This window comes from Leisingera sp. NJS201 (genome assembly GCF_004535885.1).
In the GTDB taxonomy this organism is placed as follows: Bacteria; Pseudomonadota; Alphaproteobacteria; order Rhodobacterales; family Rhodobacteraceae; genus Leisingera.
On the sequence record NZ_CP038234.1, the window covers coordinates 4,203,196 to 4,217,505 of the forward strand.

The following is a 14,310-nucleotide window of genomic DNA, read 5'->3' on the forward strand; positions in this document are numbered from 1 at the left end:
TGCCTGCGAGGTGCAAGACGTTGAGGTGATGATGCGGACTTAAGTCAACCAAGAGCAAGGACACTCCGGGAATGGCAGCGGCCCTCTGAGGTCGATAAGCCGATTGGAACCTCGCTGGCGGAACGCATCAGGGCCAGTGGAGGCAATGCCAAAACATAAACAGGCCGGACAGACGACAGTACTGACAAAAAAACGCGAATATCACCAGAAAACACTTGCAATGCAGGAGCCACCCACAGAGGCCGTTCGGATCAAACGCACTACACGAGCATTGTTGGCTCATTGCGGTCTGACGTCGCGCTCACCGCACAAACGCGGGGCAGGCACGCAGGGCGGGAAGCCGCCTCTGAAGTTGCAGCACCGCAACCGCAGAAACCGGCAAGAGGAGAGGTTCCACACTTCGCTCGATCTCTGTCACCGCCCTATTCGGGTTCATCGCTCATAGGGTTAGGCTAAATGTCGACCCGTGTTGCGCTCAATGTCGCAGGGATGGCGGCATAGATCACGACATAACGCTGACCGGCTTTAGGCCTGGCTGCCTCCCGCGCGGCGCGAACCTCGGACACTCCCATCTCGAACTGGCACCGATCGCCTTGGCTGGATTTGACCTCGATTAGCCAGGTCCGCCGATCATGCTTCAGCTCGAAATCGTAACCTAGGTCTTCGGACCAAGCCTTGCCGTTTTGCAGCGCGCCGAAGCGCGATACTCATGCCTTGTCGATGACCTGGCTGCGGAAGCGGTCCTTTAGCCAGTGAAAGACTACGAGTTCCCCCAAGCGCCCGATTAAATCCTTCTTGGCTTGTTTTGTTCGATCTGGCCCAGGCGGTACATCACGCGGACTACGATTAGTCGGCGCTTTGTTGGTTCGATTTTCGAGCAGAGCCAGCTCGGTCGGCGTGGATCCACGGCATCCGACGGTCGACGCACTCGCCGAGGAGATGCTAAGCTGACGCCACGGAGCCATCTTCGAGCAGAAGGGTGCGACCGAGGCGAGCAGGTGGAAAAAACCGGACATCAATGAAGGGTATCAAAGGCATTCTATTGATCCTCGGCATGCTGGCTTTGAAAGGGAGCGGGACGGCGTTAGGGCGCAGAAGCAACCCGGCGCCAATCTATCCCTTCGAACAGGGCTTCGAATTGGGCCTTCGTCAGGGTCATTGTCCCATCCGGCAACTTGGGCCAGATGAAACCAGCGCCTTCGATGCGCTTGTAGATCAGAACCAGGTCAGTACCGTCCCACATAGGCACCTTGATCTTGTCGCGCCTCTTGGAACGGAACACGAAAAAGGCACCTGAATAGGGATCGAGTTCGAAGTTACTCATGAGGTAGTTGGCGAGGCCGTCAATGCCCTTGCGGAAATCGATGGGGGTTGTCGCCAGATGGATCTTGAATGAGTTTGACGGAGCGATCATGAAGTCTGACCGGCAACCCGAATGAGCTTCATTAAATCGGCTTCGGGTATGCTAACTGAAAATTCAATACACAGCGCACCGCTGTTGAAGCGCGCAAACCCAGTTGGTGTGCCGCGAGATACGAGCGAGGCCGAAGGAGTTCGGCTTTTTTCGACCATCTTGATTTCGGCGAGCGAGGTACCTTGGACCGCAATAATCTCGCCTCGACTGGGCGGTCAGCGACCCACCACTTGCGAACGAGGCATTCATGGGCTCCCAGTTCTGCGGCGATGTCACCGGGAGACAGGCCGTCCTCCCGGATGCGCCGGGTTGCTTCCCGTTTCAGGTCAAAGGGCCAGATATTCTTGCCTGAAGGGGATGTTTCAATGGCGAAACCCCAAACCTCATGTTTCGACATGTTCGCCTCCTGCTGTGGATTGGAGGCCTACATATCACTGGGTAGTTGAACAAGTTTAGATGCCATCGAGGGGGGCAGATGCATTGCTTCCCATTGTGATCGCAGGAGGGATTTGTTATCGCGTAAACAAGCGCGGCCCCGTGGCTCAACTGGATAGAGCAGCCCCCTCCTAAGGGGCAGGTTGCAGGTTCGAATCCTGCCGGGGTCGCCATTTGCGCAGGTTATTGAATTTTTTCTCATGAAATCAGATCCTTGATCTAGCGTGTCCCGATCTTGAGTTTGCGTGTCCCGTTTCATGCTACCCCCACAAGCAATTTCACCATGCGCTCCCGGTCAGCAGCGCGGGTGTAACGCTCCACCTCTGAAAGGCTCATGTGGCCGGCCATCGCAGCGATCTGGTGTGTCGTCGCATCGTTCTCTGCCCAGTAGATACAGAAGGCTTTGCGCAGGCCATGAAGGCGCGCGGCCATTCCCGCTTCACGCGCAGCATCTCCAAACAGGTTCCCGAGGCTTTCCTTGGCCTTGTTGCACAAATCGGCTGAGGGATTCACTGCATGAATCCAGTATGATAGCTGGTTGGTATGAACAGTTGGGCCCCTACGAAGTACAAGACCACGAACTGGTCGACTTACAATGAAGCGCTGAAGCGGCGCGGATCGCTTTCGATCTGGTTTGATCCGGAGATGACATGGCAACCACCACCGACCGGCAAGCGTGGCCGACAACTGAGTTTCAGCGACGCGGCGATCCAGACCTGTCTGACTATGAAGGTGTTGTTTGGCATGCCGTTGCGGCAAACGACGGGGTTTGTACAAAGCCTGCTGAAGCTTGTCGGCTTGGACTGGACGGTGCCTGACTTCAGTACCCTGCGCCGCCGTCAACGGACGCTGAACGTGAGCATCCCCTATCGTGGCGGTGCGGGTCCGCTGAACCTTCTAATCGACAGCACTGGCATCAAGGCCGAAGGTGAAGGCGAGTGGAATGCCCGCAAGCACGGCGGTGCGAAACGGCGTATCTGGCGCAAGGTACATATCGGGGTCGACGAGGAAACGCTTGAGGTCCGGGCGGTCGAGATCACGGGCAGCAACATTGGTGATGCGCCCGTATTGCCAGAACTGCTGGACCAGATCCCGCCTGATCAGGAGATCGGTAGGGTCATCGCCGACGGCGCCTATGACACCCGAAAGTGCCACGAAGCAATTGCCGCTCGAAACGCCGCCGCCGTCATCCCGCCCCGCAAAAACGCCAAGCCATGGAAGCCGACGAGCCCGGGCGCCGTCGCACGCAACGAAGCTCTGCGGGCCTCAAAGTACTTAGGCCGCGCTATCTGGCGACGATGGAGCGATTATCACCGCCGGAGCCGTGTCGAGTCCAAGATGAACTGCATCAAGCTGCTTGGTCAGTCATTGATGGCTCGAGACTTCGATCGCCAGGTCGCGGAGCTGCAAGTCCGTATCGCTGTGCTGAACGGCTACACCGCGCTTGGCATACCCGCCACAGTGGCCGCAGGTTAAATCCGTCCGGGGAAAGGGGAAGTCAGGACCTCAGCCGATTTGTGCAACAAGGCCCTTGTAGTGGTCGGTGGAGGTGTCGAAGCAGATGGCCCCGTCGCCGGTGGTCGCTCGGACCAATGGCGCAACCACCGGCAACCCCTCCGGATCGACACGCCCCAGTCGACGCACATCCCGGTGACGATCTCGCGCAAACGGCCAGGCTTCAGAGGTTTCGCCGAATGACATCCTGAAGCATTTCCCGGTCCAGCGTCAGATCGGCTACGATCTTCTTCAGCCGGGTGTTTTCATCCTCCAGCGCTCTCAGCCGGCGCATCTCGTCCGGCAGAAGACCCCCGTATTTTTTCTTCCAGTTGAAGTACGTCGCCTGGCTGATCCCCGCCTTGCGGCAGATCTCCGCGACCGGCGTGCCTTGCTCGCCCTGCTTCAGGATGAAGGCCTTCTGCGCCTCCGTGAACTTCGATGCTTTCATGCGATTCCGCTCCTCTCCCAACCAGGGAAACTTAGCGGAAAACTCCAGCTTCATACGGTCCAGTTTTCAGGGGCAGAGCAGCGCTTACGGTTCAGTCTTGGCCGGGACAGCAAAACAGGTGACCGGCTGGGATACGTTATGAAGGGTGACCGCACCCAGCGAAACGCCTTGTGATGGATCGCTCAGGATGTCCTGGCTGACAATGACCGGATGGTTGACCGTCTTGCCGTAGTCGCCCAGCCGGGCGGCGATATTGGCGGCCTGGCCGATCACCGTGAAGTCCAGCCTCTCACGCGAGCCTACGTTGCCGTAGGTCACGCGCCCGTAGGCGATGCCGATGGCGGCTTCGCAGCGGTGGCCGTCTTCTTCCTGGGCGATTTCCTCCAACCGGGCCACAATGGTGCGGGCGCTGTTCAGGGCCTGCCTGCGGGCCCTTTCAGGATCGCTGCCGGCCGGGAACACCGCCAGCACAGCGTCGCCGATGAATTTCAGCACCTCGCCGCCGTGCTCATGCACGATGGTCGAGGCAGTCTCGAAGAACTGGTTCAGAAGCGCGATATAGTCCTGGCGGCCCAGTTGTTCTTCCAGCCGGGTGGAGCCGCGTAGATCGCAAAACATGATGGCGGCGTCGATTTCATCTCCGTCGCCGCGGCGGATCTCGCCGCCCAATACCCGGGCGCCGGTGCGCTTGCCAACATAGGTTTCCAGCAGCGACTGTGCGTTCTCGCGCTGCATGAAGATTTCATAGTAGCGGGCAATCACATCGGAGCATTCGAAGATCAGCCCCAGGTTAGCGGTGGAAAAGCCGTTCGGGTGGTCGCTGGTGAGGGTCAGCACATTGATGCGCCCGTCGGAAAAGCGCAACGGCATGGCGACATAGTCGGTGGCCCCCTCCTTGCGCAGATCTTCAAGGATCGGAAACGCATCTGCGGACCGGCAACAGCCGAGGCGGTGGCGCACACCGCCCAGGCCGTTGGAGACGTGGCGCAGCGGGCTGTTCTGATAGGCCGGGTGGTCGTGGATTTCGTAAGACGGGGCATAAGTGGTAACCTCGCCGGACGTCTTCTGCCAGATGAAATTCTTGCCTGCGATCAGCGGATGCAGGGACCATGCCATGACGGACATGCGGGACAAGTAGATGCCTTGCTCCACGAGTTTTTCTGCCAGAGCGGCCGTCAGCTCCTCGGGGGTCGGAACCAGGGCGGCGTCCCGCAGCAGCCAGTCGATCACCGGGCCGGAGATATTGCCGTAGTCCGGCATTTCCACGCTGTTGCTGCCCAGGTCGAATTCGGCCTCTGCGCCAGGCATAAAACCAATATGGCCAGATATGGCCGCTGCCTCCGGCATTGCCTCGTCGTAAGACCAGACAGCGTTCTTTAAGCCGCCGCCAGTCAACAGTACGTCGCGGTAGCTGGCCGTGCCTTTGAACGGGCAGAAGGTTTGCAAGGGGGTGTTGGACGATAGCTGTGCTGTCACGTCTTCCGAGGGAAAATAGATCGCTGGGGGAAGCCGGGTTTCATACATCACCTTGGCGCGGGAGCTTTGCGCCAGAACGGTGCCATTGCGCCGGGCCGTGACCAAGCCTTGAAGCGGCTCGATAACAATGCCGTAGCCCCGATGCGGTGCGTGTACCTGTGCATCCATCCCTGAGGTCCTTGTCCGTTGCGCCGGAAATGTGCTGAAAACCAGGACCGGCCGGCGTGGGCCGGTTCTGGACTATGTGGGGTCTGGGGACTGAAATTCCAGAGTTGAACACATGATGTTGAGCAAAGCGGAGCCAGACGGTTCAGACCATACGGATCACGTCTCTGCTGATGGCCAGCACATAACCGCGCTTGGCGATATTTTTGACAAGCAGTTCACTCACCATCTGGTTGCCCAGCGTATCCCGCAGCCGTTTTATCCGGGTGGCGCCGGCGGCTTCCTCGCAGTCGGCGGAGATGCGGCCGGAAATCACGGCTTCGATCTCGGCGCCTGACAGCACGTCATCGTCGAGCCGGGCCTCCGCCAGAACCGCCAGAGTTTCCATCGCGGCGGGCGTCAGTTTGAACCCCATGTTGTTCAGATAGACAGTGTTTTCATCGCGGCTGATCAGCAGTTCGTTCACCTGGATGCCGGAGCGTTCGATCTGCGCCATGCGGCGGTTGAGCATCACCAGCATGCCAAGCACCGCCAATGCTGCCACCATCATCGCAGTGGCAAACAGCAGCAAGACAAAAATCACCATCCGGTAACTGGTCAGCGTGTCGGCAAAGGCAGTGCCGGACTGGGCCAGGATTTCCAGCAGCTTGATCTCGGCCTGGGCTGTCAGATCGTTTTCGATAAACAGCTGCTCAACCCGCGCGTTAAAGGCATTGGCATCGGGCAGCGTCAGCAAGAGAACCGTGCCGGCAATCACCAAAAGTGCAACAATAGCAGCTATGCCGAGCGCGATTACCCTGCTGCCAGCCGCGCGGGCCTCAGAAACGGAGATAGTAGGATCCGGCATTGGCCTTCCTTTGCTGCAGGCCTTCGGGGCCGAAGACGGAAAGGACATTCAAAAGCTTCCAGCCGCCGGGCGCAATACGGGCCTGGACCTCGCGCCGGGCGGCCTTTTTCTTGCAGGCGCCGGAGAGCTGGATCACGCCGTAGTGCAGGCGCAGCGGGTTGTCTTGCTTGGCCTTGTAATCGGCATAGCAATCTGCCGCCTGTGCTGGCAGCGAAAGCGCCAGAAGGGCAGCCGCAAGAGCGGGGATCAGGAGGTTCTGTTTCATATGGGCATCCTGCGGCGGCGGGTCTTGAAATTCAATAACCGCAGGGGGTTGAGACCGCTGATATCCGATAACAAGCGGCCGATATTGCCTGTCTGAAGGGGGCGGGGCCAGGTTGGAGGCATCCAAGCGCACAGGCTGCGCATCCGACAATCAAAAGAAAGGTCCCGAAATGGCCCAGACATATGGTTCCAAGCCGCACCGCAAATTCATTGCCATGATCGTGGCAGCTTCTATTGCCATTACCGGTTTCTCGGCAGCGCCTGCCCGCGCAGACGAGGATGTCGCCAAATTCATTGCCGGCATGGCCCTGCTTGGGATTCTTGGCGCGGCCATTAATGATGCCAGGAAAGACGACGATCACGCAGTAACCCGGACTTACAACCCGCCGCGTGGCCATGGGCATGGCGGCCACAGGCATAACTCGCACAACCGCCATGGCGGCCATGTGAAACCGCTGCCGCCGCGGGTGCACCGCTATGACTTGCCGGCACAGTGTGTCCGCTATTTTCCGCGCTACAGCCGCAACTATCCGCTGGCCGGCAAAGGCTGTCTCGACCGCAATTACGGGTACACACAGAAACTGCCGCGGGCTTGCAAGGTGACCTTCTGGAACGGCAAACGCAACCGCACCGGTTACAAACCCCGCTGTCTCAAGCAGCATGGCTTCCGGATGGTCAACCGTTAACGATATTCCGCTTTCGGGCAGCAGCAACTTGGGGGCTTCGGCCCCCTCTTTTTTGTGCGGGTTGAAATTCCGGCTCGAATTGGCTTTGTGACTGGCATGACAAAACCTGACTACAGCCTGGAAGATGCGGCCCTTGCCAAAGGGTACCTGAGAATAGCCGGAGTGGACGAGGTGGGCCGCGGCCCGCTGGCCGGGCCGGTCACTGCCGCAGCGGTGGTGCTGGACATCTCTGCTATTCCCGAGGGGCTCAACGATTCCAAGAAATTGAGCTTGAAAAAACGCGAAGCGCTGGAAGGAAAAATTCTGGCCGCTGGTCAGGTATCCGTTGCCCATGCCTCAGTCGAAGAGATTGATTCCCTGAATATTTTACGTGCCTCGCATCTGGCGATGGAGCGCGCGGTAGCAGCCCTGGATCCGGCACCGGACTATCTGCTGATAGACGGAAACCTGATACCCAAAGGGTTGGCTTTGACGTCGGAGGCTGTGGTCAAGGGAGATGCCAAATCAGTCTCCATCGCGGCGGCGTCGATAATTGCCAAACAGGTGCGTGACAGGGTCATGGTGGATTTGGCGCAACAGTTTCCTGGATATGGCTGGGAGAAAAACGCAGGCTACCCCTCGAAACAGCACCGTGAGGCGCTAATTGAATTAGGTGTGACCCCACATCATCGGCGGTCATTCAAACCCGTACACAACATCTTGTATCAAGAGTGAACCGTAGGGTGTTGTTCTAATAAACAAATTGACCTCGAATCCGCGATGACTCATCCTGTGGACAACCTAATGAGCGCAAAAATGCGCCGCGGGTATGAGGCAGAGCAATGAATAAAACTATGACAAAGGGCGCGGCAGCGCTCCCTTTAAACACGATTATGGGCGGCGATTGCATCGAGGCGATGAACAGTCTTCCGGCCAATTCGGTCGATCTGATCTTTGCGGATCCGCCGTATAACCTGCAGCTGAAAGGCCAGCTGCATCGCCCTGATAATTCCAAAGTCGATGCTGTTGATGACCATTGGGACCAGTTTTCCAGTTTTGCGGTCTATGATCAGTTCACCCGCGAGTGGCTGAAGGCGGCGCGCCGGGTGCTGAAGCCGAACGGGTCAATCTGGGTGATCGGCTCCTACCACAATATTTTCCGTGTCGGATCGGCGCTGCAGGACGCAGGCTATTGGGTGCTGAATGATGTGGTCTGGCGCAAGTCGAACCCGATGCCGAACTTCCGCGGCAAGCGGTTCACCAACGCGCATGAGACGATGATCTGGGCGTCCAAGTCGGAAGGCGCGAAATACACTTTCAACTACGAAGCCCTGAAGGCGCTGAACGAGGGTATTCAGATGCGCAGCGACTGGGTGCTGCCGATCTGCACCGGACATGAGCGGCTGAAAGACGAAAACGGCGACAAGGCGCATCCGACGCAAAAGCCGGAATCGCTGCTGCACCGGATCCTGGTCGGCTCGACAAACCCGGGCGATGTGGTTCTGGATCCGTTCTTTGGCACTGGCACCACCGGCGCTGTGGCCAAGATGCTCGGGCGTGAGTTCATTGGCATCGAACGCGAGGAAGCTTATCGCAAGGTGGCGGAGAAGCGGATCAAGGCTGTGCGCAAATTCGACCGCGAGGCCCTGGAAGTTTCCGCCAGCAAACGCGCGGCACCGCGGGTGCCCTTCGGTCAGCTGGTTGAGCGCGGCATGCTGCGCCCGGGCGAAGAGCTTTATTCGATGAACCGCCGCCACAAGGCCAAGGTGCGCGCCGACGGCACCCTGATCGGCGACAACATCAAGGGCTCGATCCACCAGGTGGGCGCACATCTGGAAAACGCGCCGTCCTGCAACGGCTGGACCTACTGGTGTTTCAAGCGCGAGGGCAAGACAGTGCCGATCGACGTGCTGCGCCAGCAGATCCGGGCTGAGATGCAGAACTGAGGCCCGGGGCTTTTGTGAGCGTGAAAACCTATTGCAGGTGCCTGTGCATAATGCACAGGCGCACACCTTGCCCCGCCTGCATCAGGCGGGGTTTTTTAGTTTCTGCGCTGTGATGCGCTATTCCCTGATCAGAATAGCGCAACTATCTGCATTACTGACGCGGCGGCAGCCAGCGGGAAGAGGGGAAAGCCCATGACCGATACCGCATTTATCTCCGGAACCGGAGCTGTCCAGGAACCCGGAACCGGTGGTCAGAACATTTCAACTGCGGAAAACAGATTTGCAGAGGCGGCGCTGGATGCGCACAAGCGGCGCGGGCTGCAGCTGGCTGTGCGGGCCCGCTGGATCGCACTGCCCATAATCGCGGTCTTCATCGTCTTCCTGAACCCAGTCTGGAGCGTGCTGTACTACCACGGCATTCTTGCGCTCTTGTGCCTTAACGGCTGGTTCATCAGCCGGGTGGGGACAGTGGGCAGGTCACGGCAGGAGCTGTTTCTGATCTTTCTCGATCTTCTCATTATGACCATCGGCCTGGTCGTGCCCAACCCGTTCGACGCCCGGGATATACCGGTAGCTATGCAATACAGGTTTGATAACTTTCAATATTTCTTTGTCATCTTGGCCGCAGGCACTATGGCTTATTCCTGGCGCACAGTGATTGCGATCGGCACATGGACGGCGACGATGTGGCTCAGCGCGCTGGCGCTGGCGTGGTGGTTTGCCGTTCCGGTTCCCGGCCTTTCGGAGGCTGTAACCACAGCGCTTGATTTTGACCCGGAGCTGGCCGGGTTTTTTGACCCAAACAGCTTTGTGATCCAGCTGCGGGTGCAGGAGGCCGTGGTCTTTGTGCTGGTGGCGGTGACGCTGGGCTTTTCGGTGCGCCGGTTCAACGCGCTGCTGAGGAGCAACGCCAGCCTGGAGCGGGAGCGGGCCAATCTGTCGCGCTATTTCTCGCCCAATGTGGTGGACCAGCTGTCGCAGAACGACGAGCCGCTGAAGCAGGTGCGCAGCGAAAATGTGGCGGTGCTGTTCATCGATATCGTTGGCTTTACCCGGTTGTCTTCAGGGATGGACCCGCGAATGGTGATTGACCTCTTGCGGGAATTCCACGGCCGGATGGAGGGGGAGGTGTTCCGCCATCACGGCACGCTGGACAAATACTTGGGCGACGGGCTGATGGCGACATTTGGAACGCCGGTTGCCGGCCGGCAGGATGCCACCAATGCACTGGCCTGTGCCCATTCCATGCGCGAGTCGCTGATGGCATGGAACAGGGAGCGCGCCCGTCAGGGTAAGGCGGAAATCCGCGCCGGGATCGGAATTCACTATGGCGAAGCGTTGCTGGGCGATATCGGCTCCAACCGGCTGGAGTTTGCCGTGCTGGGCATGACAGTGAACATCGCCGCCCGGCTGGAGAACCTGACCCGCAAGCTGCAGGCCGGGATTGTGATCAGCGAAACGCTGGCCGCGCAGGTGAGGGCAGAGCAGGCCGGCCTGGACCTGCTGGACGGCAACGCCCGGCATCCGGATCAAGAGGTGCGCGGGCTGGATCAGCCGATGACGGTTCTGGCCTGGACGTAAGCCCTACCGGGGTAACGGATTCTGCGCTTTGTTGTAGGCGTGCCAATCGGTGATCTCGGGGTAATACCTCTGCCGCCAGCGCCGCACCCGCGGGTTCATCACCCGGCGCCATAAGGGCGGGATCATCGCAGCGACGGTCATCACCGGGTAGCCATAGGGCAGCTGCGGCGCGTCGGCTTCAGTATAGTTCTGCAACAGCGGAAAGCGGCGGTTTGGTTTGTAGTGATGATCCGAATGGCGTTGCAGGTTGATCAGCAGCCAGTTCGACGCCTTATGCGCCGCGTTCCACGAGTGGCGAGGCTGCACCGGTTCGTATTTGCCATCGCCCAGGTGTTTGCGGGTCAGCCCGTAGTGTTCGACATAGTTGACCACCTCCAGCTGCCAGATGGCGACCCCGGCCTGCACCAGAAACAAGAGCACCCCGGTCAGCCCGCCCAGCAGCATCGCCAGCAGCAGCATCGCGGCCTGCAACGCCCAGTAGCGGAAGAACGGGTTCGAACGGTCGGTCCAGTGGCGGTTCTTCTTCGCCAGCTTCTCCCGTTCAGCGCGGAATGCGGAATGCCAGCATTGCCGCAGAACCCGAGGGTAGAACCGGTGGAAGCCCTCGTTATAGCGGGCTGTCACCGGGTCGCGCGGAGTGCCGACATAGCGGTGATGCACCAGCAGGTGCTCGGACCGGAAATGCGAGTACATCACCATAGCCAGCAGGATATCCCCCAGCCAGCGCTCAACCCGGCTGGACTGGTGCATCAGCTCGTGACTGTAGGTGATACCCACTGCGCCGGTGACGACGCCGACCCCAAAGAAAACAGCGAATTTGCCGAATGCACTCAGATGATCGGCACCGCTGACGTACCAGATCAATCCGAACAGCGTGACGAATTGCAGGGGCACCCAAGCTGCGGTCAGCGCCTTGTACCAAGTGAGGTCTCTGTCCGGCGTTTCCGGGTCGGCGTTCTCCAGGTTCAGCCCGAATGCCCCGTCCAGCATCGCAAACAGATGCCAGGTTACCAGCGGCGGCAGGATAAGTGTCCAACCACCATGAAGTGCGGCGACCCAAACCAGCGGCAATAGCAAAAAAGACATCCAGAATGGCAGGGCGCTTTGCCAGCGGGCAAGGGTTTCGGGGGCGATCATGCCTGTGTCTCCCAAATCAATCAGCGCGCGTTTGCGCTGACACTATGCCCTAACATCTGAAAACCCAAGAGCGGCGCCGGGTTCTTTAGAGGCCTTGATAAAGATCGAAAGCCTTGCGCATTACCGTAGGCAGGCTGGAGGGGCGGAAATCGTGGCGTGGTATCAGTTCCTGCGCTGCATTCCGGTTATAACCTTCAAGCAATTCGGCCGTCATCACCCGCAGGATCAGATGGAAATGAGTAAAGGTGTGGCGCACTTCCCCATCCTGCTCTTGCCAATCCGCTTCAAAAGGCGGGTTCGGACCCGGGGCGTCACTCCACTCGGAACCGGGCCAGCCAAGCATGCCGCCCAGCAGCCCCTTGTCTGGCCGCCGTTCCAGCAGCCATGTGCCGTCGGCAGATTTCGCCAGGTAAACGATACCCTTCCGGGTGGGTTTCGGTTTTTTCGGCGTCTTCTTGGGCAGCTCAGCCGCAGTGCCTGCAGCCCGCGAGGCACAGGGATCGCGCCAGGGACAGATGCCGCATGCCGGGTTACGGGGCGTGCAAATGGTGGCGCCAAGGTCCATAACCGCCTGGGCGTAGTCACCGGGCCGCTGAGACGGGGTCAGTTCTGCCGCGCGTTCTTTTAGGACAGGTTTCACACCGGGAAGCGGGTCGTGAATGTCGTGCAGCCTGGCTATCACCCGCTCCACATTACCATCCAGAACGGTCTCCGGGCGGTTAAATGCAATCGAGGCGATGGCGGCGGCGGTGTAGGGGCCGATACCGGGCAGTTTGAGCAGGTCATCGTAATTGTCCGGGAACTCTCCACCGGAACCGCCTGCGACCGAACGGGCGCACTTCAGTAGGTTGCGGGCGCGGGCATAGTAGCCAAGGCCGGCCCATTCGGCCATGACTTCGGCGTCCGCCGCTGCAGCAAGATCGGTTACAGTCGGCCAACGGCTGGTAAAGCGAAGAAAATAATCCCGCACCGCGGCCACCGTGGTCTGCTGCAGCATCACTTCGCTGAGCCAAACCTTGTATGGATCGGGGCGGTTGCCTGCCGCTCGCTCTGCGGGCCCCACCCGCCAGGGCATACCGCGGGCATGGACGTCATACCACGCAAGCAGGTCTCCGCTCATCGCGGCGGAATTACTGATCAAGTCACGCATTCGTTATTCCTTGGATCGCGGTTTGGCTGGCGCCTGCATTCCGGCTCTTTACAATAGGGCAGGCAGTCACGCAAAAGCTAGATCATGGCATTCAGGCGCAGCACCACACGCGGGTTCGCACGAACCTCTAAGCTCCTCAACGAGCAGATCCGCAAAGCGGGGGAAAGCCGCGGTTTTGCTGTGTCACGGCTGCTGACCCACTGGGAAGAGATCGCCGGTCCGGATATCGCTGCCATGGCGCGTCCGGTGAACGTCGGCTACGGACGCGGTTCCTTTGGCGCAACGCTGACGGTGCTGACGACCGGAGCCAATGCGCCAATGCTTGAAATGCAAAAAGAACGCCTGCGTGAGCGGGTGAACGCGGTTTATGGCTTCAATGCCATCTCCAAGGTGCGGATCACGCAAACGGCACCGACGGGATTTTCCGATGGCCGCGTGGAATTCAAATATGCCCCCAAAGTGCAAGCGCCCCGGCAGCCCGACCCGCAGGATACTGCGGCTGCCAGCCAGGCGGCTGCTGGTGTGGAAAACGATGATCTGCGTGCCGCCCTGGAACGCCTGGGGCAGAACGTGCTGACAAAACAGAAAACGCAAGGAAAGGGGTTCAAATGACCCGTCTGATGTCTGGTGTCTTTGCCGCGGTTGCGGTTGTTGCGGGCGGTTATGCCCTGTCGGGGTTCAACACTCAGAACAATCTGCCGCAGAACCCGCTGGTTGGCGCCGCTGTTGCGCAAGAAGCCGAGGTGGACGTCTCAACAATCGCCGAGATGACGCTGGGGGCCGAGGACGCGCCGGTCACGCTGATCGAATACGCCTCTTACACTTGCCCGCATTGCGCCAGTTTCCACAATGAAACCTTCAAGAAGCTGAAGGCTGATTACATTGACACCGGCAAGGTGAAGTTCATCTACCGCGAGGTCTATTTCGACCGCTACGGGCTGTGGGCCTCGATGATTGCGCGCTGCAGCGGACCGGATAAGTTCTTTGGTATTTCCGATCTGATCTACAAGGGCCAGTCCGAATGGACGCGGGCCGGCGGCGCAACCGAGATTGTCGATGAACTGCGCAAGATCGGCCGCCTGGCGGGGATCGAAAATGAGCAGCTGGAAATCTGCCTGCAGGATGGCGAGAAAGCGCAAACCCTGGTGGCCTGGTATCAGGAAAACGCCACTGAGCACGGCATCGAGGCAACGCCGTCGTTCATCCTGAATGGTGAAAAGATCTCTAATCAGTCTTACACAGAGTTCAAGACGCTATTGGACGCAGAGCTGGAAGGCTAAGCTCT

Annotated in this window: 16 protein-coding genes, 1 tRNA gene and 1 pseudogene; 8 read left to right on the forward strand and 10 right to left on the reverse strand. The window is 59.3% G+C overall.

The features are described from left to right. Window positions 1-452: 452 nt before the first annotated feature. From ETW23_RS26910 to ETW23_RS20820, 3 genes are all read right to left on the reverse strand, one after another. The gene (locus tag ETW23_RS26910) at window positions 453-689 is read right to left on the reverse strand and encodes a DUF3883 domain-containing protein (protein ID WP_134831373.1); all 237 of its coding nucleotides are present in this window, start codon (window positions 687-689) and stop codon (window positions 453-455) included. 395 nt (window positions 690-1,084) lie between these two features. Beyond that, window positions 1,085-1,414, reverse strand: a complete 330-nt coding sequence (tnpB, locus tag ETW23_RS20815) for an IS66 family insertion sequence element accessory protein TnpB (RefSeq protein WP_134831120.1) — start codon at window positions 1,412-1,414, stop codon at window positions 1,085-1,087. A 31-nt stretch (window positions 1,415-1,445) separates the two neighbouring features. Then, complete coding sequence (locus ETW23_RS20820; protein ID WP_134831121.1) at window positions 1,446-1,811, reverse strand: hypothetical protein; 366 nt, start codon at window positions 1,809-1,811, stop codon at window positions 1,446-1,448. A 134-nt stretch (window positions 1,812-1,945) separates the two neighbouring features. Between ETW23_RS20820 and ETW23_RS20825 the strand changes: the two genes are divergently transcribed. Further along, window positions 1,946-2,022 (forward strand) — tRNA-Arg (locus ETW23_RS20825). An 82-nt stretch (window positions 2,023-2,104) separates the two neighbouring features. Here ETW23_RS20825 and ETW23_RS26915 read toward each other — a convergent pair. Then, on the reverse strand, window positions 2,105-2,506 hold the full coding sequence (locus ETW23_RS26915; RefSeq protein WP_134831122.1) for a tyrosine-type recombinase/integrase: 402 nt from the start codon (window positions 2,504-2,506) through the stop codon (window positions 2,105-2,107). Here ETW23_RS26915 and ETW23_RS20835 point away from each other — a divergent pair. After that, complete coding sequence (locus tag ETW23_RS20835) at window positions 2,393-3,325, forward strand: IS5 family transposase (protein WP_134831123.1); 933 nt, start codon at window positions 2,393-2,395, stop codon at window positions 3,323-3,325. The genes ETW23_RS26915 and ETW23_RS20835 overlap by 114 nt on opposite strands. A gap of 131 nt (window positions 3,326-3,456) precedes the next feature. Here ETW23_RS20835 and ETW23_RS20840 read toward each other — a convergent pair. The 4 genes and pseudogenes from ETW23_RS20840 to ETW23_RS20855 form a co-directional block, all read right to left on the reverse strand. Continuing rightward, a pseudogene (locus ETW23_RS20840) lies at window positions 3,457-3,794 on the reverse strand (transposase); the annotation flags it as partial. Between the two features lie 84 nt (window positions 3,795-3,878). Beyond that, entirely contained in the window at window positions 3,879-5,438 is a 1,560-nt protein-coding gene (locus ETW23_RS20845; protein WP_129372481.1) for a DUF427 domain-containing protein, read from the reverse strand. A gap of 142 nt (window positions 5,439-5,580) precedes the next feature. After that, window positions 5,581-6,282 (reverse strand): hypothetical protein, encoded by a 702-nt coding sequence (locus ETW23_RS20850; RefSeq protein ID WP_129372480.1) that lies wholly within the window; start codon window positions 6,280-6,282, stop codon window positions 5,581-5,583. Then, window positions 6,254-6,547, reverse strand: coding sequence for a hypothetical protein (locus ETW23_RS20855; RefSeq protein ID WP_134831124.1), 294 nt, complete (start codon window positions 6,545-6,547; stop codon window positions 6,254-6,256). Before ETW23_RS20855 ends, ETW23_RS20850 begins: the two co-directional genes overlap by 29 nt. Before the next feature lie 169 nt (window positions 6,548-6,716). Here ETW23_RS20855 and ETW23_RS20860 point away from each other — a divergent pair, with 169 nt between their 5' ends. The 4 genes from ETW23_RS20860 to ETW23_RS20875 all read left to right on the forward strand — a co-directional run bounded on the left by ETW23_RS20860 (window position 6,717) and on the right by ETW23_RS20875 (window position 10,738). After that, window positions 6,717-7,232 carry a hypothetical protein gene (locus ETW23_RS20860; RefSeq protein WP_129372478.1) on the forward strand — a complete coding sequence of 172 codons (516 nt, stop codon included), beginning with the start codon at window positions 6,717-6,719 and terminating at the stop codon, window positions 7,230-7,232. A 96-nt stretch (window positions 7,233-7,328) separates the two neighbouring features. Next, window positions 7,329-7,946, forward strand: coding sequence for a ribonuclease HII (locus tag ETW23_RS20865; protein ID WP_134831125.1), 618 nt, complete (start codon window positions 7,329-7,331; stop codon window positions 7,944-7,946). 107 nt (window positions 7,947-8,053) lie between these two features. Further along, window positions 8,054-9,157: a site-specific DNA-methyltransferase gene (locus tag ETW23_RS20870; protein WP_024092002.1), complete on the forward strand. Its 1,104-nt coding sequence runs from the start codon at window positions 8,054-8,056 to the stop codon at window positions 9,155-9,157. A 192-nt stretch (window positions 9,158-9,349) separates the two neighbouring features. Next, window positions 9,350-10,738 carry an adenylate/guanylate cyclase domain-containing protein gene (locus ETW23_RS20875; RefSeq protein WP_129372476.1) on the forward strand — a complete coding sequence of 463 codons (1,389 nt, stop codon included), beginning with the start codon at window positions 9,350-9,352 and terminating at the stop codon, window positions 10,736-10,738. A gap of 3 nt (window positions 10,739-10,741) precedes the next feature. Here ETW23_RS20875 and ETW23_RS20880 read toward each other — a convergent pair whose 3' ends face one another. Beyond that, complete coding sequence (locus ETW23_RS20880) at window positions 10,742-11,875, reverse strand: alkane 1-monooxygenase (RefSeq protein WP_134831126.1); 1,134 nt, start codon at window positions 11,873-11,875, stop codon at window positions 10,742-10,744. An 85-nt stretch (window positions 11,876-11,960) separates the two neighbouring features. Then, on the reverse strand, window positions 11,961-13,025 hold the full coding sequence (gene mutY, locus ETW23_RS20885; protein WP_134831127.1) for an A/G-specific adenine glycosylase: 1,065 nt from the start codon (window positions 13,023-13,025) through the stop codon (window positions 11,961-11,963). 84 nt (window positions 13,026-13,109) lie between these two features. Here mutY and ETW23_RS20890 point away from each other — a divergent pair, with 84 nt between their 5' ends. Further along, the gene (locus ETW23_RS20890; RefSeq protein WP_134831128.1) at window positions 13,110-13,637 is read left to right on the forward strand and encodes a DUF721 domain-containing protein; all 528 of its coding nucleotides are present in this window, start codon (window positions 13,110-13,112) and stop codon (window positions 13,635-13,637) included. After that, window positions 13,634-14,305, forward strand: a complete 672-nt coding sequence (locus ETW23_RS20895; protein ID WP_134831129.1) for a DsbA family protein — start codon at window positions 13,634-13,636, stop codon at window positions 14,303-14,305. Before ETW23_RS20890 ends, ETW23_RS20895 begins: the two co-directional genes overlap by 4 nt. The last annotated feature ends 5 nt before the right edge of the window (window positions 14,306-14,310 follow it).

Coding starts and splice junctions, on each gene's coding strand:
- ETW23_RS20860 (WP_129372478.1), top strand. CDS start 6,717: ATGGCCCAGACATATGGTTCCAAGCCGCACCGCAAATTCATTGCCATG.
- ETW23_RS20835 (WP_134831123.1), top strand. CDS start 2,393: ATGAACAGTTGGGCCCCTACGAAGTACAAGACCACGAACTGGTCGACT.
- ETW23_RS20895 (WP_134831129.1), top strand. CDS start 13,634: ATGACCCGTCTGATGTCTGGTGTCTTTGCCGCGGTTGCGGTTGTTGCG.
- ETW23_RS20890 (WP_134831128.1), top strand. CDS start 13,110: ATGGCATTCAGGCGCAGCACCACACGCGGGTTCGCACGAACCTCTAAG.
- mutY (WP_134831127.1), bottom strand. CDS start 13,025: ATGCGTGACTTGATCAGTAATTCCGCCGCGATGAGCGGAGACCTGCTT.
- tnpB (WP_134831120.1), bottom strand. CDS start 1,414: ATGATCGCTCCGTCAAACTCATTCAAGATCCATCTGGCGACAACCCCC.
- ETW23_RS20870 (WP_024092002.1), top strand. CDS start 8,054: ATGAATAAAACTATGACAAAGGGCGCGGCAGCGCTCCCTTTAAACACG.
- ETW23_RS20845 (WP_129372481.1), bottom strand. CDS start 5,438: ATGGATGCACAGGTACACGCACCGCATCGGGGCTACGGCATTGTTATC.
- ETW23_RS20850 (WP_129372480.1), bottom strand. CDS start 6,282: ATGCCGGATCCTACTATCTCCGTTTCTGAGGCCCGCGCGGCTGGCAGC.
- ETW23_RS20820 (WP_134831121.1), bottom strand. CDS start 1,811: ATGTCGAAACATGAGGTTTGGGGTTTCGCCATTGAAACATCCCCTTCA.
- ETW23_RS20880 (WP_134831126.1), bottom strand. CDS start 11,875: ATGATCGCCCCCGAAACCCTTGCCCGCTGGCAAAGCGCCCTGCCATTC.
- ETW23_RS20855 (WP_134831124.1), bottom strand. CDS start 6,547: ATGAAACAGAACCTCCTGATCCCCGCTCTTGCGGCTGCCCTTCTGGCG.
- ETW23_RS20875 (WP_129372476.1), top strand. CDS start 9,350: ATGACCGATACCGCATTTATCTCCGGAACCGGAGCTGTCCAGGAACCC.
- ETW23_RS20865 (WP_134831125.1), top strand. CDS start 7,329: ATGACAAAACCTGACTACAGCCTGGAAGATGCGGCCCTTGCCAAAGGG.